The sequence below is a fragment of the Streptomyces sp. NPDC058576 genome (genome assembly GCF_042718715.1).
Lineage (GTDB): Bacteria > Actinomycetota > Actinomycetes > Streptomycetales > Streptomycetaceae > Streptomyces.
Genome location: NZ_JBHXPF010000039.1, coordinates 51,695 through 71,700, shown reverse-complemented (window position 1 = coordinate 71,700; position 20,006 = coordinate 51,695). Strand labels below are relative to the sequence as shown.

The 20,006-nt window shown below is 69.4% G+C and carries 24 protein-coding genes, 1 tRNA gene and 2 riboswitches; of the genes, 17 read left to right on the top strand and 8 right to left on the bottom strand.

The window, feature by feature from the left end; all coding sequences use genetic code 11:
• Positions 1-365: 365 nt before the first annotated feature.
• From ACFWRV_RS24960 to ACFWRV_RS24925, 8 genes are all read left to right on the top strand, one after another.
• The gene (locus ACFWRV_RS24960; protein WP_384337966.1) at positions 366-1,820 is read left to right on the top strand and encodes an amino acid permease; all 1,455 of its coding nucleotides are present in this window, start codon (positions 366-368) and stop codon (positions 1,818-1,820) included.
• 209 nt (positions 1,821-2,029) lie between these two features.
• On the top strand, positions 2,030-2,452 hold the full coding sequence (locus ACFWRV_RS24955; protein WP_030087623.1) for a Mov34/MPN/PAD-1 family protein: 423 nt from the start codon (positions 2,030-2,032) through the stop codon (positions 2,450-2,452).
• A gap of 13 nt (positions 2,453-2,465) precedes the next feature.
• Positions 2,466-2,663: riboswitch (cobalamin riboswitch) on the top strand.
• A 37-nt stretch (positions 2,664-2,700) separates the two neighbouring features.
• Positions 2,701-3,702, top strand: coding sequence for an ABC transporter substrate-binding protein (locus tag ACFWRV_RS24950; protein ID WP_384337965.1), 1,002 nt, complete (start codon positions 2,701-2,703; stop codon positions 3,700-3,702).
• Positions 3,699-4,739 (top strand): FecCD family ABC transporter permease, encoded by a 1,041-nt coding sequence (locus ACFWRV_RS24945; RefSeq protein WP_384337964.1) that lies wholly within the window; start codon positions 3,699-3,701, stop codon positions 4,737-4,739. Before ACFWRV_RS24950 ends, ACFWRV_RS24945 begins: the two co-directional genes overlap by 4 nt.
• Before the next feature lie 31 nt (positions 4,740-4,770).
• Positions 4,771-5,568: an ABC transporter ATP-binding protein gene (locus tag ACFWRV_RS24940; protein WP_384337963.1), complete on the top strand. Its 798-nt coding sequence runs from the start codon at positions 4,771-4,773 to the stop codon at positions 5,566-5,568.
• Between the two features lie 69 nt (positions 5,569-5,637).
• Positions 5,638-5,751, top strand: coding sequence for a putative leader peptide (locus ACFWRV_RS24935; RefSeq protein WP_319099102.1), 114 nt, complete (start codon positions 5,638-5,640; stop codon positions 5,749-5,751).
• A 111-nt stretch (positions 5,752-5,862) separates the two neighbouring features.
• Entirely contained in the window at positions 5,863-6,150 is a 288-nt protein-coding gene (locus ACFWRV_RS24930) for a MoaD/ThiS family protein (RefSeq protein ID WP_384337962.1), read from the top strand.
• A complete protein-coding gene (locus tag ACFWRV_RS24925; protein WP_007450630.1) occupies positions 6,150-7,100 on the top strand; it encodes a PLP-dependent cysteine synthase family protein in 951 nt (316 codons plus the stop codon). Before ACFWRV_RS24930 ends, ACFWRV_RS24925 begins: the two co-directional genes overlap by 1 nt.
• A 121-nt stretch (positions 7,101-7,221) precedes the next feature.
• On the opposite strand, the gene ACFWRV_RS24920 is transcribed toward ACFWRV_RS24925, so the two are convergent.
• Complete coding sequence (locus ACFWRV_RS24920; RefSeq protein ID WP_384337961.1) at positions 7,222-7,731, bottom strand: type II toxin-antitoxin system PemK/MazF family toxin; 510 nt, start codon at positions 7,729-7,731, stop codon at positions 7,222-7,224.
• Positions 7,732-7,968: 237 nt separating this feature from the next.
• Between ACFWRV_RS24920 and ACFWRV_RS24915 the strand changes: the two genes are divergently transcribed.
• Entirely contained in the window at positions 7,969-8,721 is a 753-nt protein-coding gene (locus tag ACFWRV_RS24915; RefSeq protein WP_384337960.1) for an MBL fold metallo-hydrolase, read from the top strand.
• Positions 8,722-8,764: 43 nt separating this feature from the next.
• The gene (locus ACFWRV_RS24910) at positions 8,765-9,262 is read left to right on the top strand and encodes a GNAT family N-acetyltransferase (RefSeq protein ID WP_384337959.1); all 498 of its coding nucleotides are present in this window, start codon (positions 8,765-8,767) and stop codon (positions 9,260-9,262) included.
• An 82-nt stretch (positions 9,263-9,344) separates the two neighbouring features.
• Here ACFWRV_RS24910 and ACFWRV_RS24905 read toward each other — a convergent pair whose 3' ends face one another.
• Both ACFWRV_RS24905 and ACFWRV_RS24900 read right to left on the bottom strand, forming a co-directional pair.
• A complete protein-coding gene (locus tag ACFWRV_RS24905; protein ID WP_384337958.1) occupies positions 9,345-10,610 on the bottom strand; it encodes a PTS transporter subunit EIIC in 1,266 nt (421 codons plus the stop codon).
• Between the two features lie 262 nt (positions 10,611-10,872).
• Positions 10,873-12,132: a PTS transporter subunit EIIC gene (locus tag ACFWRV_RS24900; RefSeq protein WP_384337957.1), complete on the bottom strand. Its 1,260-nt coding sequence runs from the start codon at positions 12,130-12,132 to the stop codon at positions 10,873-10,875.
• 190 nt (positions 12,133-12,322) lie between these two features.
• Between ACFWRV_RS24900 and ACFWRV_RS24895 the strand changes: the two genes are divergently transcribed.
• From ACFWRV_RS24895 to rdgB, 4 genes are all read left to right on the top strand, one after another.
• Positions 12,323-12,586: a glucose PTS transporter subunit EIIB gene (locus ACFWRV_RS24895; protein WP_384337968.1), complete on the top strand. Its 264-nt coding sequence runs from the start codon at positions 12,323-12,325 to the stop codon at positions 12,584-12,586.
• Between the two features lie 211 nt (positions 12,587-12,797).
• Positions 12,798-13,535 (top strand): ribonuclease PH, encoded by a 738-nt coding sequence (gene rph / locus ACFWRV_RS24890; protein ID WP_384337956.1) that lies wholly within the window; start codon positions 12,798-12,800, stop codon positions 13,533-13,535.
• 122 nt (positions 13,536-13,657) lie between these two features.
• Positions 13,658-14,047, top strand: coding sequence for a hypothetical protein (locus ACFWRV_RS24885; RefSeq protein WP_384337955.1), 390 nt, complete (start codon positions 13,658-13,660; stop codon positions 14,045-14,047).
• Positions 14,048-14,119: 72 nt separating this feature from the next.
• Positions 14,120-14,722: an RdgB/HAM1 family non-canonical purine NTP pyrophosphatase gene (gene rdgB, locus ACFWRV_RS24880; protein ID WP_384337954.1), complete on the top strand. Its 603-nt coding sequence runs from the start codon at positions 14,120-14,122 to the stop codon at positions 14,720-14,722.
• 47 nt (positions 14,723-14,769) lie between these two features.
• Here rdgB and ACFWRV_RS24875 read toward each other — a convergent pair.
• The 5 genes from ACFWRV_RS24875 to bcp form a co-directional block, all read right to left on the bottom strand.
• Positions 14,770-14,853 (bottom strand) — tRNA-Leu (locus ACFWRV_RS24875).
• Positions 14,854-14,917: 64 nt separating this feature from the next.
• Complete coding sequence (locus tag ACFWRV_RS24870) at positions 14,918-15,580, bottom strand: HNH endonuclease (RefSeq protein ID WP_384337953.1); 663 nt, start codon at positions 15,578-15,580, stop codon at positions 14,918-14,920.
• The gene (locus tag ACFWRV_RS24865) at positions 15,580-16,236 is read right to left on the bottom strand and encodes an HNH endonuclease signature motif containing protein (RefSeq protein WP_384337952.1); all 657 of its coding nucleotides are present in this window, start codon (positions 16,234-16,236) and stop codon (positions 15,580-15,582) included. The genes ACFWRV_RS24870 and ACFWRV_RS24865 overlap by 1 nt, the downstream gene beginning before the upstream one ends.
• 172 nt (positions 16,237-16,408) lie before the next feature.
• Positions 16,409-17,905, bottom strand: a complete 1,497-nt coding sequence (gene proP, locus ACFWRV_RS24860) for a glycine betaine/L-proline transporter ProP (protein ID WP_384337951.1) — start codon at positions 17,903-17,905, stop codon at positions 16,409-16,411.
• Positions 17,906-18,118: 213 nt separating this feature from the next.
• Positions 18,119-18,586: a thioredoxin-dependent thiol peroxidase gene (gene bcp, locus ACFWRV_RS24855; RefSeq protein ID WP_384337950.1), complete on the bottom strand. Its 468-nt coding sequence runs from the start codon at positions 18,584-18,586 to the stop codon at positions 18,119-18,121.
• Positions 18,587-18,729: 143 nt separating this feature from the next.
• On the opposite strand from bcp, the gene ACFWRV_RS24850 reads away from it, so the two are divergent.
• From ACFWRV_RS24850 to ACFWRV_RS24840, 3 genes are all read left to right on the top strand, one after another.
• Positions 18,730-19,047 carry a DUF3618 domain-containing protein gene (locus ACFWRV_RS24850; protein ID WP_384337949.1) on the top strand — a complete coding sequence of 106 codons (318 nt, stop codon included), beginning with the start codon at positions 18,730-18,732 and terminating at the stop codon, positions 19,045-19,047.
• 50 nt (positions 19,048-19,097) lie between these two features.
• A complete protein-coding gene (locus ACFWRV_RS24845) occupies positions 19,098-19,451 on the top strand; it encodes a GroES family chaperonin (protein WP_384337948.1) in 354 nt (117 codons plus the stop codon).
• 105 nt (positions 19,452-19,556) lie between these two features.
• Positions 19,557-19,620, top strand: a riboswitch (guanidine-III (ykkC-III) riboswitch).
• Positions 19,621-19,654: 34 nt separating this feature from the next.
• Complete coding sequence (locus ACFWRV_RS24840) at positions 19,655-19,975, top strand: DMT family transporter (RefSeq protein ID WP_384337947.1); 321 nt, start codon at positions 19,655-19,657, stop codon at positions 19,973-19,975.
• The last annotated feature ends 31 nt before the right edge of the window (positions 19,976-20,006 follow it).

Genomic DNA, 20,006 nt, shown 5'->3' with positions numbered 1-20,006 from the left:
CGGCGGTTTTTTTCCTTTGCCTGCCTTGTTCACCCGGGGCCTGCCCCCCCGGTGGGGGGGCACGGCCCTCGTTCGCTCAACGGACGCTCAGATCCGGATAACGATCCCACCAAGTCATTCGGGCTATTCGTACCGGACAGAGCCTCTTGTCTGCTTTTTCCTGTGGCGTGCGCCACAGAATGTCCCACGGTGTGCTGTGACGGCCGTGATAAATCTTCACGACCGCCCGGGGAACGCCACCCCTGTTTCCCGGGGGCGCTACACACCGGCCGAACGCCGGTCGCACTCCATCCATATCCGGGGGGATCAGGACCTGATCCGCAGCCTTGTACGGCGCGGATCGGCGTGGAGAAAGGCGCACCACCATGACATCGGCGCAGGTCGACGAGGGACAGGTCGACAAGGGTCAGCCCGGCGGCAATGCCGGGGACGCCGGAACCAGCGGCGAGGGATACCAGCGCGGTCTGGGAGCTCGTCAGATTCAGATGATCGCCATCGGCGGAGCCATCGGCACGGGGCTTTTCCTCGGCGCGGGCAAAGCCATCGACCGGGCCGGGCCCAGCCTCATCCTGGCCTACGTCGTCGCGGGCCTGGTCATCTTCTTCATCATGCGGGCCCTGGGCGAACTGCTCATGTACCGCCCGGTCTCCGGCTCCTTCTCGGAGTACGCCCGTGAATTCATCAGCCCGTTCTTCGGATTCGTGACGGGCTGGACCTACTGGCTCTTCTGGGTCGTCACCGGAATCACCGAAGTCACGGCCGCCGCCACCTATATGACGTACTGGTGGAACATTCCGCAGTGGCTGTCCGCCCTGGTCTTCACCATCATTCTCTACGGCGCCAACCTGATCTCCGTGAAGCTCTTCGGTGAGCTGGAGTTCTGGTTCTCCATGGTCAAGGTCACCGCCATCATCGGCATGATCCTGATCTGCGCGGGCGTCCTCACCATCGGCTTCTCCGACGCCGGCGACACCGCGACCGTCTCCAACCTCTGGAACGACGGCGGGTTCTTCCCCCACGGCATCACCGGCACGCTCATGACGCTCCAGATCGTCATGTTCGCCTTCCTCGCCGTGGAACTCGTCGGCGTCACCGCCGGGGAGTCCAAGGACCCCAAGACCGTGCTGCCCAAGGCCATCAACACCGTGCCGTGGCGCATCGCCGTCTTCTACGTCGGCGCGCTCATCATGATCCTCTCGGTCGTGCCGTGGTCCACCTTCAAGCCCGGCGTCTCCCCGTTCGTGAAGGCCTTCGAGGAGATGGGGCTCGGCGTCGGCGCGGCCATCGTCAACTTCGTCGTCCTCACCGCGGCGCTCTCCTCCTGCAACTCCGGCATGTACTCCACCGGCCGCATGCTCCGCGACCTCGCGCTCAACGGCCAGGGCCCCCGCGCCTTCACCAAGCTGACGAAGAACGGCCTGCCGCTGGTCGGCACCACGTTCTCCGCCGCCCTGATGCTCGTCGGCGTGTGGATCAACTACCAGTGGCCGGGCGAGGCGTTCAACTACGTCGTCTCCTTCGCGACCATCTCCGGCATGTGGGCCTGGATCATGATCCTGATCAGCCAGATCCGATACCGCCGCAAGGCCGACGCCGGTCTGCTGCCGCAGTCCTCGTTCAAGGCCCCCGGCGCCCCGTACACGAGCTGGTTCGCGCTCCTGTTCATCGGCATGGTCATCGTGATGATGGCGATCGACAAGGACGCCAGGATCTCGCTCTACTGCGCACCGCTGTGGGCGCTCATCCTCTTCGTCTCCTACCGGGTGCTCCAGGCGCGCACCCCGTCGGCCCCGGAGAAGACCTCCACCGGGACCCGCTGACCCCGAGGGCGGGCCCCACGACCGCCCCCTCCTCCCGGACCGCCCCCGGCCGCCCCAAAGGCCGACGGCGTCCAGCATGCGGCCCCTCGCGTACCACCCATCGGTACGCGAGGGGCCGCCTGCCTCAATCCTCCGCCTTGCAGCCGCACGCACCCAGCCCCGCTCCTTCTCCCACCCCCCCCATTCCCGGTCGGTCTTATCCTGGCGCCATGCTGACCATCACCCAGACGCTCTACGACCAGATCGTCGCCCACTCCCGCGCCGACCACCCCGACGAGGCGTGCGGAGTGGTCGCGGGCCCGGCCGGGACGGACCGCCCCGAGCGCTTCATCCCGATGCTCAACGCCGCCCGCTCGCCCACGTTCTACGAGTTCGACTCGGCCGACCTGCTCAAGCTCTACCGCGAGATGGACGACCGCGACGAGGAACCCGTGATCGTCTACCACTCGCACACGGCGACCGAGGCCTACCCCTCCCGCACCGACGTGACGTACGCCAACGAGCCCGGCGCCCACTACGTCCTGGTCTCCACCGCCGACACCGACGGCTCGGGCCCCTTCCAGTTCCGCTCGTACCGCATCGTGGACGGCGAGATCACCGAGGAAGACGTGCAGGTCGTCGAGGCGTACTGAGCCCCCGGGCGGCCAGTAGGGCCGCCGTACGGGTCTGGCACACTGCACCCCGAACCCATCAAGGCAGCAGGAACCAGGAAGCCGGTGCGAATCCGGCACGGTCCCGCCACTGTGACCGGGCCCCCTCCCGCGCGGACGCGTCCCCGACAGGACGAACCGCACCGGAGGGCGGCCCGGAAGCCAGGAACTGGCCCGCCGCCTTCTCGCATCGACCAGGGGACGCGGAAATCCCCCGGAGAGGCCCCGCCATGTCCCGGCGCACCCCCGCGCTCATAGCCGCCGCCGTGCTGCTCCCGCTCGCCCTCACCGCCTGCTCCTCCTCCGACTCCTCCGGCGACGCCGCCACCGGGGACAAGGCCGCGGCGAAGAGCGACGGCTTCCCGTACACCGTCAAGAACTGCGGTGTCACCACCACGTACAAGGCCCCGCCGAAGCGCGTCGTCACCATGAACCAGCACGTCACCGAGATCATGCTGGAACTGGGCCTGAAGAAGTCCCTCGTCGGCACCGCCTACCTCGACGACCAGGTCCTGCCGAAGTACGCGAAGGACTACGCCTCCGTTCCCGTCCTCGCCAAGGAGTACCCCTCCTACGAGCAGGTCCTCGCCGCCAACCCCGACTTCGTCTACGGCGGTTACGGCAGCGCCTTCACCGCCTCCGACGGCCGCGGCCGCGAGGCGTTCGACAAGTCCGGCATCGAGACCCGCCTCAACACCGAGAGCTGCACCAAGGGCGACCAGCCCATGGACACCCTCTACGAGGAGATCCGCGAGGTCGGCCGCACCTTCGGCGTCGCCGACCGCGCCGAAGCCTGGATCAAGCAGGCCAAGGCCGACAACGCCGCCACCGCGAAGAAGCTGGCCGACCTGAAGCCGGTCTCCGTCTTCGTCTACGACAGCGGCGACAAGACCGCCTTCACCGCGGGCGGCGAGGGCATCGGCAACGAGCTGATCGAACGGGCCGGCGGCACCAACGTCTTCGCCGACCTCGACAAGCCCTTCGGCGACGCCTCCTGGGAGAACGTCGTCGACCGCAGGCCCGAGGTCATCGTGATCTACGACTACGGCGCCACCACCGTCGAGCAGAAGAAGAAGCGCCTCCTGAGCGACCCGGCCCTCGCCGACGTCCCCGCCATCAAGAACGAGCGCTTCGCGGTCATGCCGCTCTCCGACGCCGTACTCGGCGTCCGGGTGCCCGCCGCCGTCGACAAGCTCGCGGCCCAGCTCCACCCGGCGGCCTCCACCTCGTGACCTGCCGCGCCTCCGCACCGCGGCGGCCGCTCGGTTACGCCCTGGTGCTCGGCGTCCTCGTCGCGCTCCTCGCCGTCGCCGTGCTCGCCGCCCTCGCCCTCGGCTCCGTCCGCATCCCGCCCGGCCAGGTCCTCGACATCCTGACCGGGCGGGCGGAGGCGAGCCCGTTCCGCACGATCGTCCTGGACGTCCGGCTGCCCCGGGTCCTGCTCGGCATCGTCGTCGGCGCCGGGCTCGCCGTCATCGGCACCGTCCTCCAGGCCCTCGTACGCAACCAGCTCGCCGACCCGTTCCTCCTCGGCGTCTCCTCCGGAGCCTCCACCGGCGCGGTCCTGGTGATCGTCCTCGGCATCGGCGCCACCCTCGCCACCACCGTCACGATCCCCGCCGCCGCCTTCGCCGGCGCACTCCTCTCGCTGCTCCTCGTCTACTCCCTGGCGCGCGGCGGGGGCGGCCTCACCACCAACCGGCTCGTCCTCGCCGGCGTCGCCGTCTCCTACATCCTGTCCGCCCTGACCAGCCTGATCCTGGTCACCTCCGCCCGCGCCGACCACCTCCAGGAAGTCCTCTACTGGACCCTCGGCGGCCTCGGCGCGGCCCGCTGGGACATGCTCGCGCTCCCCGCGACCACCCTGGTCATCGGCACCGCGGTCCTCCTCACCCTGGCCCGCCCGCTCGACCTGCTCCTGGTGGGGGAGGAGGGCGCGACCGTCCTCGGCCTCGACACCGCCCGCTTCCGGGCCGCCGTCTTCGTCCTCGCCTCGCTGATGACCGGGGCGCTCGTCGCGTACAGCGGGGCGATCGGCTTCGTCGGGCTGATGGTCCCGCACATGGCCCGGATGGCCGTCGGCGCCGCACACCGCGCACTGCTCCCGGTCGTCGCGCTCGGCGGGGCGGTGTTCCTGGTCCTCGCCGACCTGGCCGCCCGGACGCTCGCCGCCCCGCAGGACATCCCGGTCGGCGTGCTCACCGCGCTGACCGGCGGCCCGTTCTTCCTCTGGATGCTGCGGCGCAGACCCGAGGGAGCACCCGCATGACGACCGTACGTACTCCCGAGGGAGCCCGCCCGTGACCACCCTGCGCACCGAGGCACTCTCGTACGGCACCGGCGAGGGCCGCCACCTCGTCGACGCCGTCGACCTCACCGCCGCCGACGGCGAGACCGTCGGCCTCGTCGGCCCCAACGGCAGCGGCAAGACCACCCTCCTGCGCTGCGTCTACGGCACCCTGCGCCCCACCCACGGCCGGGTCCTCCTCGACGGCGACGACCTCGCCACCCTCCCCGTGAAGGCCCGCGCCCAGCGCATCGCCACCGTCCCGCAGGACGGCCACGCCGGCTTCGAGCTCACCGTCGGCCAGGTCGTCGCGATGGGCCGCGCCCCGCACAAACGGTTCTGGGAGGCCGACACCGCCGCCGACACCGACCTGGTCACCGAGGCCCTCGCCCGGGTCGGGATCGCCGCGCTCGAACCCCGTACGTTCTCCTCCCTCTCCGGCGGCGAACGCCAACGGGCCCTGGTCGCCCGCGCCCTGGTCCAGCAGCCCTCCCTCGTCGTCCTGGACGAGCCGACCAACCACCTGGACATCCGCTACCAGCTGGAGATCCTCTCCCTGGTCCGCGACCTGGGCACCACCAACCTCCTCGCCCTGCACGACCTCAACCTCGCCGCCTACTACTGCGACCGCCTCTACGTCCTCATGGACGGCCGCGTCGTCGCCTCCGGCACCCCCGAAGAGGTCCTCACGGCCGATCTGCTCGGCGAGGTGTACGGCGTCGCCGCCGAGGTCAGCGCCCACCCGAAGACCGGCGCCCCCACGGTCGTCTACCTTCCGGAAGGGACCGACAGCCCCACCCGGTCCATATAGCGGTCGCTCACCATCCACCATGTGGGATCACACTCGGGTTTCCGCACAGGGAATCGATACGATGCCCGCATGGTTCCCCATGACGTGAGCAACAAGACGCCGGGCACGCTGCTCGTCGCGCGGCTGCACGTCGACCTGTGCAGGCTCGCCAGCGCGATCTGTCCCACCGCAGCCTGCCCGTGAGCCGCCCGGCCTGAGCCGCGGTCCGCGCGCCCACCACACGCACCACCCCCTGCGCGGGGGCAGAAACGCGCGCCCCACGCCACCTCTCCGCTTTCGACAGGAGCCCACGCCATGGCCATCGAGGTCCGCATCCCGACCATCCTCCGCACCTACACCGACGGCGCGAAGGCCGTCGAAGGCAACGGGGACACCCTCGCCGACCTCTTCGCCGACCTGGAGAGCCGCCACACCGGCATCCGTGAGCGCATCGTCGACGGTGCGAACGGCGAACAGCTCCGCCGCTTCGTGAACGTCTACCTCAACGACGAGGACGTCCGCTTCCTCGACGGCATCTCCACCAAGCTCAGCGACGGCGACAACGTCACCATCCTCCCGGCCGTCGCCGGCGGCATGCGCTGATGCGGTACGACTCCCCGCTGGCGGCCGTGGGGAACACCCCCCTCGTCCGCCTTCCGCGGCTGTCCCCGTCCGAGGACGTCCGCATCTGGGCCAAGCTGGAGGACCGCAACCCCACCGGCTCGATCAAGGACCGCCCCGCGCTCCACATGGTCGAACAGGCCGAGAAGGACGGCAGGCTGACACCCGGCTGCACCATCCTGGAGCCCACCAGCGGCAACACCGGCATCTCGCTCGCCATGGCGGCCAAGCTCAAGGGCTACCGCATCGTCTGCGTCATGCCGGAGAACACCTCGCAGGAACGGCGCGACCTGCTCGCCATGTGGGGCGCCGAGATCATCTCCTCCCCGGCCGCAGGTGGCTCCAACACCGCCGTCCGCGTCGCGAAGGAGCTCTCGGCCGAGCACCCGGACTGGGTGATGCTCTACCAGTACGGCAACCCGGACAACGCGGGCGCCCACTACGCCACCACCGGACCGGAGATCCTCACCGACCTCCCGTCCATCACCCACTTCGTCGCGGGCCTCGGCACCACCGGCACCCTCATGGGCGTCGGCCGCTATCTCCGCGAGAACCGCGAGGGCATCCAGATCGTCGCCGCCGAACCGCGCTACGACGACCTGGTCTACGGCCTCCGCAACCTCGACGAGGGCTTCGTCCCCGAGCTGTACGACGCCTCGGTCCTCACCACCCGCTTCTCGGTGGGCTCAGCGGACGCGGTCACCCGCACCCGCGAACTCCTCCAGCAGGAGGGCATCTTCGCGGGCGTCTCCACCGGCGCAGCCCTCCACGCGGCGATCGGCGTGGGCAACAAGGCGGTCAAGGCGGGGGAGAGCGCCGACATCGTCTTCGTCGTCGCGGACGGCGGCTGGAAGTACCTGTCGACGGGCGTCTACACGGCCGAGACGACAGAAGCAGCCATCGAAACCCTCCAGGGCCAGCTCTGGGCGTGAGCCCCGCTTCGATCCCGCACCACCAGCCCGTCCGGCGCTGGAGAGCATCTTTTCAACGCCCCTCCGGCGATCGAGGAGCGGGGCCAAGGGGGCGGAGCCCCGAGAACCAGGGCCCCGCCCCTCACCCCGCCTCCAGCCCCCGCACCCGCTCCCACAGCTCCGGATCCACGGACCCCACCCTCCGCCGGAACCCGCCGATCCGCACCTCCCGCAGCTCATCCGTCTCCAGGAAGCTCTGCCGCCCCTGCCGGTCGCCGACCGTCCCCGAGGGCAGCGCGATCACCCCGGGCCGCTCCTCGTGATGCTTGCTGGTGATCTTGGCGACCAGCGCCATCCGCCCCCGGCCCCGCCCCCGTACCGAGATCACCAGACACGGCCGGTCCTTCGACCCGGGCCCGTCCTCGAACGGCACATCGGCCCACCAGACCTCGCCCGCGCGCGGCGTACGCCCGTCCCCGCGCCCCTCCGGGCCCGACGGCCTGCCCGGCGGCCGGGCGCCGGCCTTCCTCTCCGGCTGCCGGGGCCGTCGCGAGCGGGGCCCCCGGTCCGAGCGCCCCCGCCCGTCCACCACCGCGGCGACGAGCGCCAGCAGAACCACGGCGACCAGCGCCACCCACCAGAACGTGTTCATCCACCGACCGTACCGGTGGCACGCAGGAGCACGGCCGGGCGGACCGTGGGCCCGCTTCCATCGAACCGGTGACAGAGCAGGTGAGTTCCCCCACAACAGAGGGCAGCGGAGGAGCGACGTGGAGTTTCGCGCCTTACGCTCGACAAACCGCAAAACCGATCCCGCAGGAACCCACACGCGGCTCCCACGGAATCGCACGAACCCTCCCCGTTCCCGCGCCCCGGAGGTTCACGCTCCATGAAGCTCACCGTCGTCGGCTGCTCCGGCTCGTTCCCGTCCAAGGGTTCGGCATGCTCGAGCTACCTCGTAGAGGCCGACGGCTTCCGGCTGCTCCTCGACATGGGCAACGGCGCCCTCGGCGAGCTGCAGCGCCACGTCGGTCTCTACGACCTCGACGCGATCTTCCTCAGCCATCTGCACGCCGACCACTGCATCGACATGTGCGCGTACTTCGTCGTGCGCTACTACCCCCACGGCGGCGGCCGCCCCCGCCCCCTTCCGGTCTACGGCCCCGAGGGCACCGAGCAGCGCCTGACCGCCGCCCACGGCGACACCCCCTCCGACCGGTCGATGGGCGAGGTCTTCGACTTCCACACCCTCAAGTCGGGGGCCTTCGAGATCGGCCCGTTCTCGGTCCGGACGGAGAAGCTCCGCCACCCCGTCGACACCTTCGGCATCCGGATCGAGCACGGCGGCTCCACCCTCGCCTACTCCGGCGACACCGGGGCCTGCGAGGCGCTGGAGGACCTGGCCCGGGACGCGGACCTGTTCCTCTGCGAGGCGTCGTTCGTCGACGGCAAGGAGGACATTCCCGACCTGCACCTCAACGGCCGCGAGGCCGGCGAGGCGGCGGCCCGCGCCCGAGCGCGCCGGCTCGTCCTCACCCACATCCCGCCGTGGACCGACGCCGACCGCAACGTCGCCGACGCCCGCGCGGTCTACCCCGGCCCGGTGGAACTGGCCGCCCCGGGCGCGGTGTACGAGATCTGAGAGCCGGCCGCCGAGCCGTCGCCCGCTCTGCGAGACTCCCGGGATGATCACGATCAGACCCGCCCGGGAGGGCGATCTCGGCGGCTTCCTGTCCCTGGCGTCCCAGGTCGAGCACTGGTTCGGGCCGATGGTCGAGGAGCCGGGCTTCCACCGCGCGGTGAACGCCCACATCCGTGACGGGGCGGCCCTGATCGCCGAGACCACGGAGCCCGCCGCCGCACCCGGCCCGGTCGGCGGCCTGCTGTTCGGCGCCGCCCCGCCCACGTACCACGTCCACTGGCTCGTCACCGCCGCGCACTGCCGGGGCGCGGGCGTGGGCCGCCTGCTGATGGCGGAGGCGATGCGCCGGTACGTGAGGGGGCCCGGCACCGTCGAGGTGGTCACCTTCGGACCCGACCACCCCGGGGCGGTGGAGAGCGGGGCCCGGGTCTTCTACGAGAGGCTCGGCTTCCGCCCCGGCGAGCCGACCGACCCGGGCCCGGAGGGCGGCTCCCGCCAGATCTACCGGCTGGACGTGCCTGATTCCGTACGCCCGGTGTGACGGGTACGCCGAAGCCCCCGCCCCCGAAAGACATCCTCGGGGGCGGGGGCTTCGGCGTGGTGCGTGGTGCGTGCGGCGGAGGCTACTTCGCCTCGGCCTTCTGCAGCTCGGCGAGCTCCTCGTCCGACTCCCGGCCCGGGGTCGGGAGGTTGAACCTGATGATCGCGAAGCGGAAGACCGCGTAGTAGATCACCGCGAAGCAGAGGCCGACCAGGACCAGCATCCACGGCTTGGTGGCGATGCCCAGGTTGAGCGCGAAGTCGACCAGACCGGCCGAGAAGCCGAACCCGTCCTTCATGCCGAGCGCCCAGGTCAGGGCCATCGACACACCGGTCAGCACCGCGTGGATCGCGTACAGCACCGGGGCGATGAACATGAACGTGAACTCGATCGGCTCGGTCACGCCGGTGACGAACGAGGTGAGCGCGAGGGAGAACATCATGCCGCCGACGACCTTGCGGCGCTCGGGGCGGGCGCAGTGGACGATCGCGAGGCAGGCCGCCGGGAGGGCGAACATCATGATCGGGAAGAAGCCGGTCATGAACTGTCCGGCGTTGGGGTCACCGGCCAGGAAGCGGGCGATGTCGCCGTGGGCGCCGTTGTACTCGCCCGCCTGGAACCACGGGAAGGAGTTCAGCAGGTGGTGCATGCCGACCGGGATGAGCGCACGGTTGGCGACACCGAAGATGCCCGCGCCGACCGCGCCGGAGCCGACGAGCCACTCGCCGAAGTTGTGCAGACCGGCGCCGAGGACCGGCCAGATCAGACCGAAGACGATACCGATGAGGAGACCCGCGAAGGCGGAGAGGATCGGGACCAGGCGGCGGCCGCTGAAGAAGCCGGCCCAGTCGGGCAGCTTGGTCCGGTAGAACTTCTGGTACAGCAGGGCCACGACTATGCCCATCACGACACCGCCGAGGACACCGGCGTTGACGGGGGCGTCGTTCATCACGATCTTGCCGTCGACGACGCTCGCGACCTGGGGAAGGTTGCTGTCCGTGAAGGTGGCGAGCACCTTCTGGAAGACGAGGTATCCGGTGACGGCTGCCAGGGCGGTCGAGCCGTCCGACTTCTTCGCGAAGCCGATGGCGATGCCGACAGCGAAGAGCAGCGGCATGTTGTCGAGGATGGCGCCACCGCCCGCGGCCATGTAGCCGGCGAGCTTGGTGATGAAGGTCGGGAACGAGTCGCGGCCCAGCATGTCGGCGTTGCCGAGGCGGACCAGGAGTGCGGCGGCCGGCAGCACGGCGACCGGCAGCATGAGGCTGCGGCCGATGCGCTGCATGACGGCCATCGCGCCGGCGCCCTTCTTCTTCTCGGCCGCGGGTGCGGTCTCAGCCGTGGTCATCAACTTCCTCCATGGGACACGGTGCCGCCCAGGTCGTTGATGCGGGGAGGCGGCGACTCGACAGACCCTGCGGCAGACTGCCGTGGTCTGGACCACTCAGTGGTGTAGACCAGTTTTAGCACGGTGAGGGTTAGATAAGGAACCTTCAATTCCCCCCTTCATTCGCAGTAGCAGACACGGCACGTTGGGTGACATGCCGAAGGCCCCCGGACCGGGCGGTCCGAGGGCCTTGTCAGGCCGGGGCCAAAACCCCGTTGCACTGCTACTTCGTCAGATCCTTCGCCATCTCCTCCTCGATCTCCGCGGGTTCGCGCCCCGGTGTCTTGAGGTCGAACTTCGTGATCGCGAAGCGGAAGATCACGTAGTAGACGACGGCGAAGCACGCGCCGATCGGGATGATCAGCCAGGGTTTCGTGTCCAGATGCCAGTTGACGACGTAGTCGATCAACCCGGCCGAGAAGCTGAACCCCGCATGCACCCCCAGCAGCCAGGTGATGCCCATCGAGGCCCCGGTGAGCACCGCGTGCACGCCGTACAGCAGCGGCGCGACGAACATGAACGAGAACTCCAGCGGCTCGGTCACACCCGTGACGAACGACGTCAGCGCCACCGACACCATCAGGCCGCCCACCTCCTTGCGGCGCTCGGGGCGCGCGCAGTGGGTGATGGCCAGGGCCGCGGCGGGCAGGCCGAACATCATGATCGGGAAGAAGCCCGAGGTGAACTGGCCCGCCGACGGGTCCTGGGCGAAGAACCGGGAGATGTCGCCCTGCACGGTCTGGCCGTCCGCCCCGGTGTACTCGCCCGCCTGGAACCAGAAGAACGTGTTCAGGAACTGGTGCATGCCGATCGGGATCAGCAGCCGGTTCGCGAAGCCGAAGATCGCCGCGCCCCAGGAGCCGAGGTCGATCAGCTGCTTGGAGAACCAGGTCAGCCCGTCGCCCACCGGCTGCCACAGCAGCCCGAACAGGACGCCGAGGATCACGCAGAGGAACGCCATCAGGATCGGCACCAGGCGCCGCCCGTTGAAGAACCCGAGCCAGTCGACCAGCTTGGTCCGGTGGTAGCGCTGCCAGACGACGGCGGTCAGCAGACCGATCAGGATGCCGCCGAGCACGCCCGGGTTCTGCGGCTCGCCGTCGGGCAGCTCGTCGGTCACGGTGCCGTCGATGGGGAAGGCGGTCAGCACCCCCCGATAGACGAGGAAGCCGACGACCGCCGCCAGTGCGGTGGACCCGTCCGCCTTCTTCGCGAAGCCGATGGCCACACCGATGCAGAACAGCAGAGGCAGGCCGAGCTCACCGTCGAGGATCGCGCCGCCGCCGTTGAGCAGCACCTTGGAGGTCTTGTCCCAGAACGCGCCGTCCAGGTAGGAGCTGAACAGGTTGCCGAGGCTGACGAGCAGACCGGCGGCGGGGAGGACCGCCACCGGGAGCTGGAGGCTGCGCCCGACCTTCTGCAGGCCCTGGACCGGTCCGTTCCACCATTTCTGCTGCGGTGCCGCAGCGGCGCTCGCACTCATGGGCGTCCTCCCGGAACACTTCACGTTTGGCGGTCGTTGCAAACTGGTGTAGACCAGTTGCGTCACGGTCCGGGGTCCATCCCGAAGGCAGGGCGCCGGTGATCGTCATCCTTCGGGATCGTCCGGTTACCCGCCCGCGAAGTTGGGCCAACCGTGCGTTACCGTGACGAAACGGACCCGCAGCGGGCGGCTGTCTGCGCGTGAAACCAGGGAGAAGGACATGGCCACCAAGGCTGAGAAGATCGTCGCCGGGCTCGGCGGCATCGACAACATCGACGAGATCGAAGGCTGCATCACCCGCCTCCGCACCGAGGTCCACGACCCCGCCAAGGTCGACGAAGCCGCCCTCAAGGCCGCCGGCGCCCACGGCGTCGTCAAGATGGGCACCGCGATCCAGGTCGTCATCGGCACCGACGCGGACCCCATCGCCGCCGACATCGAAGACATGATGTGACCGGCTGACCCCACGCCGGACACCGCGAACGCCCCTATGAGAGGCGCCCGCGCCCGCAGGCCCCGCACCCCACCGCGTGGGGACGGGGCCTGCCGCGCGCACCCCGGCACGTCGATCACCTTCGGGCTCACCGCACCGCCACCGCGTCGGTCCCGTTCGGCCTCACCGCACCCGAACGGAGCCACCCCCGCCAACGGATAAAGTCGGCCCCATGTCTCGCATCGACGGCCGCACCCCCGAACAGCTCCGCCCCGTCACCATCGAACGCGGCTGGAGCAAGCACGCCGAAGGCTCAGTCCTCATCTCCTTCGGCGACACCAAAGTCTTCTGCACCGCCTCCGTCACCGAGGGCGTCCCGCGCTGGCGCAAGGGCAGCGGCGAAGGCTGGGTCACCGCCGAGTACTCCATGCTGCCCCGCTCCACCAACACCCGCGGCGACCGCGAAGCCGTACGCGGCAAGATCGGCGGACGCACCCACGAGATCAGCCGCCTCATCGGCCGCTCCCTGCGCGCCGTCATCGACTACAAGGCCCTCGGCGAGAACACCATCGTCCTGGACTGCGACGTCCTCCAGGCCGACGGAGGCACCCGTACGGCCGCCATCACCGGCGCCTACGTCGCCCTCGCCGACGCCGTCACCTGGGCCCAGGGCAAGAAGATCGTCAAGGCCGGCCGCAAGCCGCTCACCGACACCGTCGCCGCCATCAGCGTCGGCATCGTCGACGGCACCCCCCTCCTCGACCTCTGCTACGAGGAGGACGTCCGCGCCGAGACCGACATGAACGTCGTCTGCACCGGCGACGGCCGCTTCGTCGAGGTCCAGGGCACCGCCGAGGGCGCCCCCTTCGACCGCAAGGAACTCGGCGCGCTCCTCGACCTCGCCACCGCCGGCTGCGTCGACCTCGCCACGCTCCAGCGCGACGCACTCGCGAGCACGCGGGAGGCGTAGCGACTCACCCTCCCCGGGTAAAGAAGCAACCAAATACGCACGACAGAGCGTCGTTACGGATACGGGCGCACGGGTCGAACCGTGCGTCCGTCCACGTATCGATCCCGGGGAGGGACCGCACCATGGCTTCGCGCCGCCACCGACGTATCGCACTCGCCACCGCCGCCACCCTGCTGACGCTGACCACGGCCGTGGGCTGCGCCGGCCTCGACAAGGCGCTCGACTGCGTCCGCACCGCCGACGCCATCGCCACCAGCGTCAACAACCTCCAGCAGGCCGTCTCCAACGCCTCCGAGGACATCACCCAGGCCTCCGAATCCCTGGACGAGATCGACCGCGAGCTGAAGAAGCTCGACGACACCACCGACAACGCCGACCTCTCCAAGGCGGTCGACGACCTCCAGACCGGGGTCACGGAGGTCCGCCGGTCCATCGAGGCCGGCGACGCCACCCCCGACATCACCCCGGTCACGGACGCGGCGACGGAGATCGGCAAGGTCTGCAGCCCGTGACCCCAGGGGCCGGGCGGGGCGGAGGCGCGACCGGCCCGCCCCGCCCGTCACCCAGGCGGCGATAATCGCCCCATGAAGCGCCTGATCCTCGCCACCCGCAACGCCGGGAAAATCACCGAACTCCATGCCATCCTCGCCGACGCGGGCCTCGACCTCGACCTCGTCGGCGCGGGCGCGTACCCCGACATCCCCGACGTCAAGGAGACCGGCGTCACCTTCGCCGAGAACGCGCTCCTCAAGGCCCACACCCTGGCCCGCGCCACGGGCCTGCCCGCCGTCGCCGACGACTCCGGCCTCTGCGTGGACGTCCTCGGCGGCGCCCCCGGCATCTTCTCGGCCCGCTGGTCCGGCACCCACGGCGACGACGAGGCCAACCTGAACCTGCTCCTGGCCCAGCTCGGCGACATCGACACCACCCACCGCGGCGCCTACTTCGCCTGCGCCGCGGCCCTGGCCCTCCCCGACGGCACGGAACGCGTGGTCGAGGGCCGCCTGAACGGCATCCTGCGCCACACCCCGTCGGGCGAACACGGCTTCGGCTACGACCCGATCCTCCAGCCGGAGGGCGAGACCCGCACCTGCGCGGAGCTGACCCCGGCGGAGAAGAACGCGATCAGCCACCGGGGGAAGGCGTTCCGGGCGCTGGTGCCGGTGGTGCGGGAGTTGGCGGGGTGAAATGTGAAAAGGGGCCGTCCCGATCGGGACGGCCCCTTTTCGTGGCGTGCGGCCGGTGGGATTCGAACCCACACAGGATTTCTCCCAGATGCCCCTAAAACACCCGCCGATACCAGTTTGGCCACGGCCGCGCAGCAGATCTCAGCTTACTGCCCTCCGGGGAGGGCGTGCGGCGGATTATGTGGGGAGAGAGGTTCAGCACTTCGCGACCTTGCCGCCCCTGCACCAGGTGCGGGTCACCGCGTGGCAGTTGGGGCAGAGGAGTTGGAGATTCTCCCTGCGGTCGTCGCTCCAGTCACCGTTGATGTGATCCACCTCCAGCGTCATGGGCCTGCCCAGCCACACTGCTGCGGTTCCGCATCCGGCGCATTGCTCCGAGAGGCCGACGTCCCTCAGCGCGCGGCGCAGTAGCGCCGTTCTTGTGCGGCGCTTGCCCTCGTGCTTCACCAAGATCTCTTCAGCGGTCTTGAGCGGGGTTGGTCCGACGTTTCCTCGTGGGTGCCCCTGGCCCAGAATGTGCGAGGTGGGGAGCCCGTCTTCGGCGATCCACTGGCGTAGGTGCTGTCGCTGGCTCGTGGTGTCCGTCCGGCCCAGTCGCCTGAGGGCGTCGGCGATGGAGACGGCGGCGGTGACGGCCTCTGCGAGTTCGATGGTGGAGGGGCGTTCTCCGGTTCTGCGGTAGTTGCGGCGGGAGAAGTGGGACACATCGATCCCGAAATGCTTGAAGCGAGCGAACAGGTAGCGGCTGAGCTTGCCGTAAGGGCGGGTGCCCAGAAAGGCGATGGCCTCCTCGATGTCGGCACACTGACGGGCTGCCTCGGCCAGCCGCTCCTGTGTATAGCCGCGGCGGGTGCTCATCAGCCCTCACCTCGTGCCGAGGCGCGACGTCCCTTGCCGCGACCGCGATACGTGTCGGTCGTCGAGTGGCAGTTGGGGCAGAGGAGCCGAAGATTCTGCGGCCGGTTGTTCCGCCAGTTGCCGTCGATGTGATCGACCTCAAGAGGCAAAGGCCGGTCCCGCCACGTCCGTCCCGTGCCGCAGAGGGCGCAGCGCTCCGTGGCACCCATGGCGATCATGGCCCGCTTCAGCCGCTCGCCAGGTACGCGGCGTGCGAGGCTCTGGCTCTGGTCCACCAGCAGTTCCTCCGGACGCCGGCGCCGTATCTCGCCCTTCCTCGGAGGCGCCGAGAAGTGCGACGTGTCGATCCCCAGAGCCATGACGCGGCGGCTGATGTGGGTGTGCTGGCCCCCTACCACCTCAAGATCGAGGCGACGCAGCACTTCGCACATCGTGGTCGAGGACGCGACGGCCGCCTGAAGTACTTCCTCCGTCCAGCGCGCGCCTTCACGTTCGAAGTGGCGAGTGTCCACACCGAGTTTCCGCATGCGGTCGAGGAGATACCGCCGCGTCGGACTCTTCGGATCGACCCCCAGCTTCGTCAACGCCTCCGAGAGCGTCCGCGACGACGAGGCCGCCTCCGCCAGCCGCTCCCGTGTGTACGGGCTGTTCCCCATGTCCCCTCCGATCCCGGCCGCGAGTACGTTCGCGGCCTCGTACGGAGTAACGAACCGTTTATCGGACAGTCACGCCCGAATTCCGGTGATGAACGAGAACGGCCCGTACCGCTCGACGCGAGCGGTACGGGCCGTTCCTCCGAAGAGGGGGTCTGCAAAGAAGCGAAGGGGCTCAGAACTTCGGCTCGGGCGCCTGCGCCTGGACCAGTTCCGCCGCCTCCTCGTCCGTCTCGACCGACGGCGGCGAGCCGATCAGCGGCTGTTGGGCGGTCTCCTTCATGCAGGCGACCGCGATCAGGCCGACCAGGGCCGCCGCCATCGCGTAGTACGCCGGCATCAGGTTGGAGCCGGTCCAGCTGATCAGGGCCGTGATCACCAGCGGGGTCGTGCCGCCGAAGATCGACGCGGAGAGGTTGTAGCCGACCGACAGGGACCCGTAGCGGACGTTCGTCGGGAACAGGGCCGGCAGCGCCGCCGACATCGTGCCGAGCATGCAGACCAGGGACAGGCCCAGCATCAGCATGCCGATGGTGATCGGGAGGATGCCGTCCACCCGGATGAGGAGGAAGGCGGGGAGGGAGAGGAAGAGGAAGCCCAGCATGCCGGCCATCAGCAGCGGCTTACGGCCGAAGCGGTCGGAGAGCTTGCCTACCTGGCTGATGATCAGCATCAGGAACACCATCACCGCCAGCAGGATCAGCAGGCCGTGCGTCTCGCTGTAGCCGAGCTCGTCCGAGAGGTACGTCGGCATGTACGACAGCAGCATGTAGTCGGTGATGTTGTACGCGCCGACCAGGCAGATGCAGAGGATCAGCGTCGGCCAGTACTGCCGGAAGATCTTCGCGAGGTCGCCCTTGGCCGTGGCCTCGACGCCGTCCGCCGCCTCGCTCGCGTGCGCCGTGCCGCCCTCCAGCTTCTGGAAGGCCGGGGTCTCGTCCAGGCGCAGTCGCAGGTAGAGGCCGACCAGGCCCAGCGGGCCCGCGACGAGGAACGGGATCCTCCACCCCCAGGCCTCCATCTGCGCGTCGTTCAGCAGGGCGTACAGGGCCGTGACGAGGCCCGCCGCGCCGACGTAGCCGGCCAGGGTGCCGAACTCCAGGAAGCTGCCGAAGAACCCGCGCCGCTTGTCGGGGGCGTACTCCGCGATGAACGTGGACGCACCGCCGTACTCACCGCCCGTCGAGAAGCCCTGGAGCATCCGGAAGAAGATCAGCAGGACCGCGGCCCAGACGCCGATCGTGGCGTGCGAGGGGATCAGGCCGATCGCGAACGTGCCGACGGCCATCAGGATCATCGTCAGCGCGAGGACCTTCTTGCGGCCGACCTTGTCGCCCATCGGGCCGAAGAACATGCCGCCCAGTGGCCGGACGAGGAAGGCCACCGCGAAGGTCGCGAAGGAGGAGAGGAGCTGGGTGGTCTCGTTCCCGGACGGGAAGAAGACCTGCCCGATCGTCACGGCCAGGTAGGAGTAGATCCCGAAGTCGAACCACTCCATGGCGTTGCCCAGCGAGGCCGCTTTCACGGCCCGCTTGACCGCGGCGTCGTCCGTGACGGTGATGTCCGTCCGGCGCAGCCGCGGGTTCCGCCGCTTCCGGATGGCCCGGAAGAGCGTGGGGTGGCGCTTGACCGCTAGAGGGTCGGCCGCCTGGTGGGGGTCGGGGGCCGCCATGGCCGGGTCCTTTCCTCGGAGTGTGTTCCAGGAAAAGCTTCTGCGCAGTCATGGCGGTCGCAAACCGACTTCGTGGGCCGATGCGATCTCCCTCACATGATCTGAACACGTTCCCCGGTCGCGCGCCGGTCGAAATCGCCGGTATTGCCGGAATCGTGTGAGGGGGGCGGGTTGGTCGGGGTGGCCCGGGGCCGTGGCCCCGGGCCGTGGGCGTCAGACGCCCAAGTCCCTGATGATCTTCGCCACGTGACCGGTCGCCTTCACGTTGTAGAACGCATGTTCGACCTTGCCGTCCTCGTCGACGACGACGGTGGAACGGATCACGCCCGTCACCACCTTGCCGTAGAGCTTCTTCTCACCGAAGGCGCCGTATGCCTCCAGGGTCTCCTTCGCCGGGTCGCCCACCAGGGTGACCTTGAGGTTCTCCGCGTCGCGGAACTTCGCGAGCTTCTCCGGCTTGTCGGGGGAGACGCCGATGACGTCGTAGCCGGCGTTCGCGAGGAGGTCGAGGTTGTCCGTGAAGTCGCAGGCCTGCTTGGTGCATCCGGGGGTAAGAGCGGCCGGGTAGAAGTACACGATGACCTTGCGGCCCTTGTGGTCCGCGAGCGACACCTCGTTGCCGTCGGCGTCGGGAAGGGTGAAGGCGGGAGCGGTGTCGCCGGGCTTCAGTCGCTCGCTCATGTGGTTCTCCTCGGGTGGTGCGCGGGTCGGACGGGACCGAGGGTAATAGGGGTGCCGCCGGGTGTGCGGGGGTTCGAGCTGACAGACTGTCGACGAAGGTTTCAGACGAAGGTTCAACGGACGACGATCACGGAGGCGGCGCAGTGTCGGATGCCAGGACCCCTGCGCAGATCGAGGCGGACATCATCAGCAGGCGCGAGCAGCTCGCTGTGGTGCTCGACGAGATCGGGGTGCGCGTACACCCGAAGACGATCATCGGAGATGCCAAGGCGAAGGCGGCCCAGTCGGTGGACCGGACGGCCGGCCGCGCCTTCGTCGCGGTGAATCGCTCGGTGTCGGAGGTGAAGGCCCAGTTCGTCGCGGAGGACGGCTCTCCGCGGCTGGAGCGGGTGATCCCCGCGGCGCTGCTGGTGGTCGGCGTGGTGGGGCTGCTCACCATGTCGAAGTACCGCCGCGCGTGATGCGGAACCCGGAGGCGTACGGTCCGGCGCACGGCAGGTAGGTTGCGGGCGTGAGCGAGAACACCCACGGCACCACCCACGACGACAAGCTGCCGATCCGGATGCTGCACGACCGGGTTCTGGTGCGCAACGACGCGTCCGAGGGCGAGCGGCGCTCCGGCGGCGGCATCCTGATCCCGGCGACGGCCGCGGTGGGACGGCGTCTCGCCTGGGCCGTCGTCGTCGCGGTCGGGCAGAACGTACGCACGGTGGAGCCCGGCGACCGGGTGCTGTACGACCCCGAGGACCGTGCCGAGGTCGAGGTGCGGGGCGTGGCGTACGTCCTGATGCGGGAGCGTGATCTGCACGCGGTGGCCGCCGACCGGTTCGAGGGGTCGGTGGATTCGACCGGGCTGTATCTGTAGATCCTGTAAGGCCCCCTGTCGATCTGTGGGCCCCCTGGAGCTCTGTGGGCCCCTGATGAGGGCCCTGAGGGCCTGGTGACCGGTGTCACCAGGCCCTTTCGCCGATTTTTGCTACGGTGGAAGCACCCCGACGAGACGCGCCGTACCGGGTTGGCAAAGACGACGCACCCGTTCTGTTCGCGGTTTCGTCGGAGGTGCCTGTCATGGCGTGGGTTCTGTTGATCATCGCTGGTCTGCTCGAAGTGGGCTGGTCGATCGGGATGAAGTACACCGAGGGGTTCACCCGGCTGTGGCCGAGCGTGTTCACCGGCCTCGGGATCGCGGCGAGCATGGTGCTGCTGTCGCATGCGGCGAAGACGCTGCCGATCGGTACGGCGTACGGCGTGTGGGTCGGTATCGGCGCTGCCGGTGCGGCGATCCTGGGCATGGTCGTACTGAACGAGCCGGTGACCGCCGCCCGGATCTTCTTCGTCTGTCTGCTGTTGGTGGCCGTGGTCGGCCTGAAGGCGACCTCCGGGCACTGAGACCGGGGCACTGAGACCGGGGCGCTGAGGC

Bases quoted from the DNA above. Each gene is read 5' to 3' on its own strand.
- ACFWRV_RS24960 (WP_384337966.1), top strand. From the start codon at position 366: ATGACATCGGCGCAGGTCGACGAGGGACAGGTCGACAAGGGTCAGCCC.
- ACFWRV_RS24955 (WP_030087623.1), top strand. From the start codon at position 2,030: ATGCTGACCATCACCCAGACGCTCTACGACCAGATCGTCGCCCACTCC.
- ACFWRV_RS24950 (WP_384337965.1), top strand. From the start codon at position 2,701: ATGTCCCGGCGCACCCCCGCGCTCATAGCCGCCGCCGTGCTGCTCCCG.
- ACFWRV_RS24935 (WP_319099102.1), top strand. From the start codon at position 5,638: ATGGTTCCCCATGACGTGAGCAACAAGACGCCGGGCACGCTGCTCGTC.
- ACFWRV_RS24930 (WP_384337962.1), top strand. From the start codon at position 5,863: ATGGCCATCGAGGTCCGCATCCCGACCATCCTCCGCACCTACACCGAC.
- ACFWRV_RS24925 (WP_007450630.1), top strand. From the start codon at position 6,150: ATGCGGTACGACTCCCCGCTGGCGGCCGTGGGGAACACCCCCCTCGTC.
- ACFWRV_RS24920 (WP_384337961.1), bottom strand. From the start codon at position 7,731: ATGAACACGTTCTGGTGGGTGGCGCTGGTCGCCGTGGTTCTGCTGGCG.
- ACFWRV_RS24915 (WP_384337960.1), top strand. From the start codon at position 7,969: ATGAAGCTCACCGTCGTCGGCTGCTCCGGCTCGTTCCCGTCCAAGGGT.
- ACFWRV_RS24910 (WP_384337959.1), top strand. From the start codon at position 8,765: ATGATCACGATCAGACCCGCCCGGGAGGGCGATCTCGGCGGCTTCCTG.
- ACFWRV_RS24905 (WP_384337958.1), bottom strand. From the start codon at position 10,610: ATGACCACGGCTGAGACCGCACCCGCGGCCGAGAAGAAGAAGGGCGCC.
- ACFWRV_RS24900 (WP_384337957.1), bottom strand. From the start codon at position 12,132: ATGAGTGCGAGCGCCGCTGCGGCACCGCAGCAGAAATGGTGGAACGGA.
- rph (WP_384337956.1), top strand. From the start codon at position 12,798: ATGTCTCGCATCGACGGCCGCACCCCCGAACAGCTCCGCCCCGTCACC.
- ACFWRV_RS24885 (WP_384337955.1), top strand. From the start codon at position 13,658: ATGGCTTCGCGCCGCCACCGACGTATCGCACTCGCCACCGCCGCCACC.
- rdgB (WP_384337954.1), top strand. From the start codon at position 14,120: ATGAAGCGCCTGATCCTCGCCACCCGCAACGCCGGGAAAATCACCGAA.
- ACFWRV_RS24870 (WP_384337953.1), bottom strand. From the start codon at position 15,580: ATGAGCACCCGCCGCGGCTATACACAGGAGCGGCTGGCCGAGGCAGCC.
- ACFWRV_RS24865 (WP_384337952.1), bottom strand. From the start codon at position 16,236: ATGGGGAACAGCCCGTACACACGGGAGCGGCTGGCGGAGGCGGCCTCG.
- proP (WP_384337951.1), bottom strand. From the start codon at position 17,905: ATGGCGGCCCCCGACCCCCACCAGGCGGCCGACCCTCTAGCGGTCAAG.
- bcp (WP_384337950.1), bottom strand. From the start codon at position 18,586: ATGAGCGAGCGACTGAAGCCCGGCGACACCGCTCCCGCCTTCACCCTT.
- ACFWRV_RS24840 (WP_384337947.1), top strand. From the start codon at position 19,655: ATGGCGTGGGTTCTGTTGATCATCGCTGGTCTGCTCGAAGTGGGCTGG.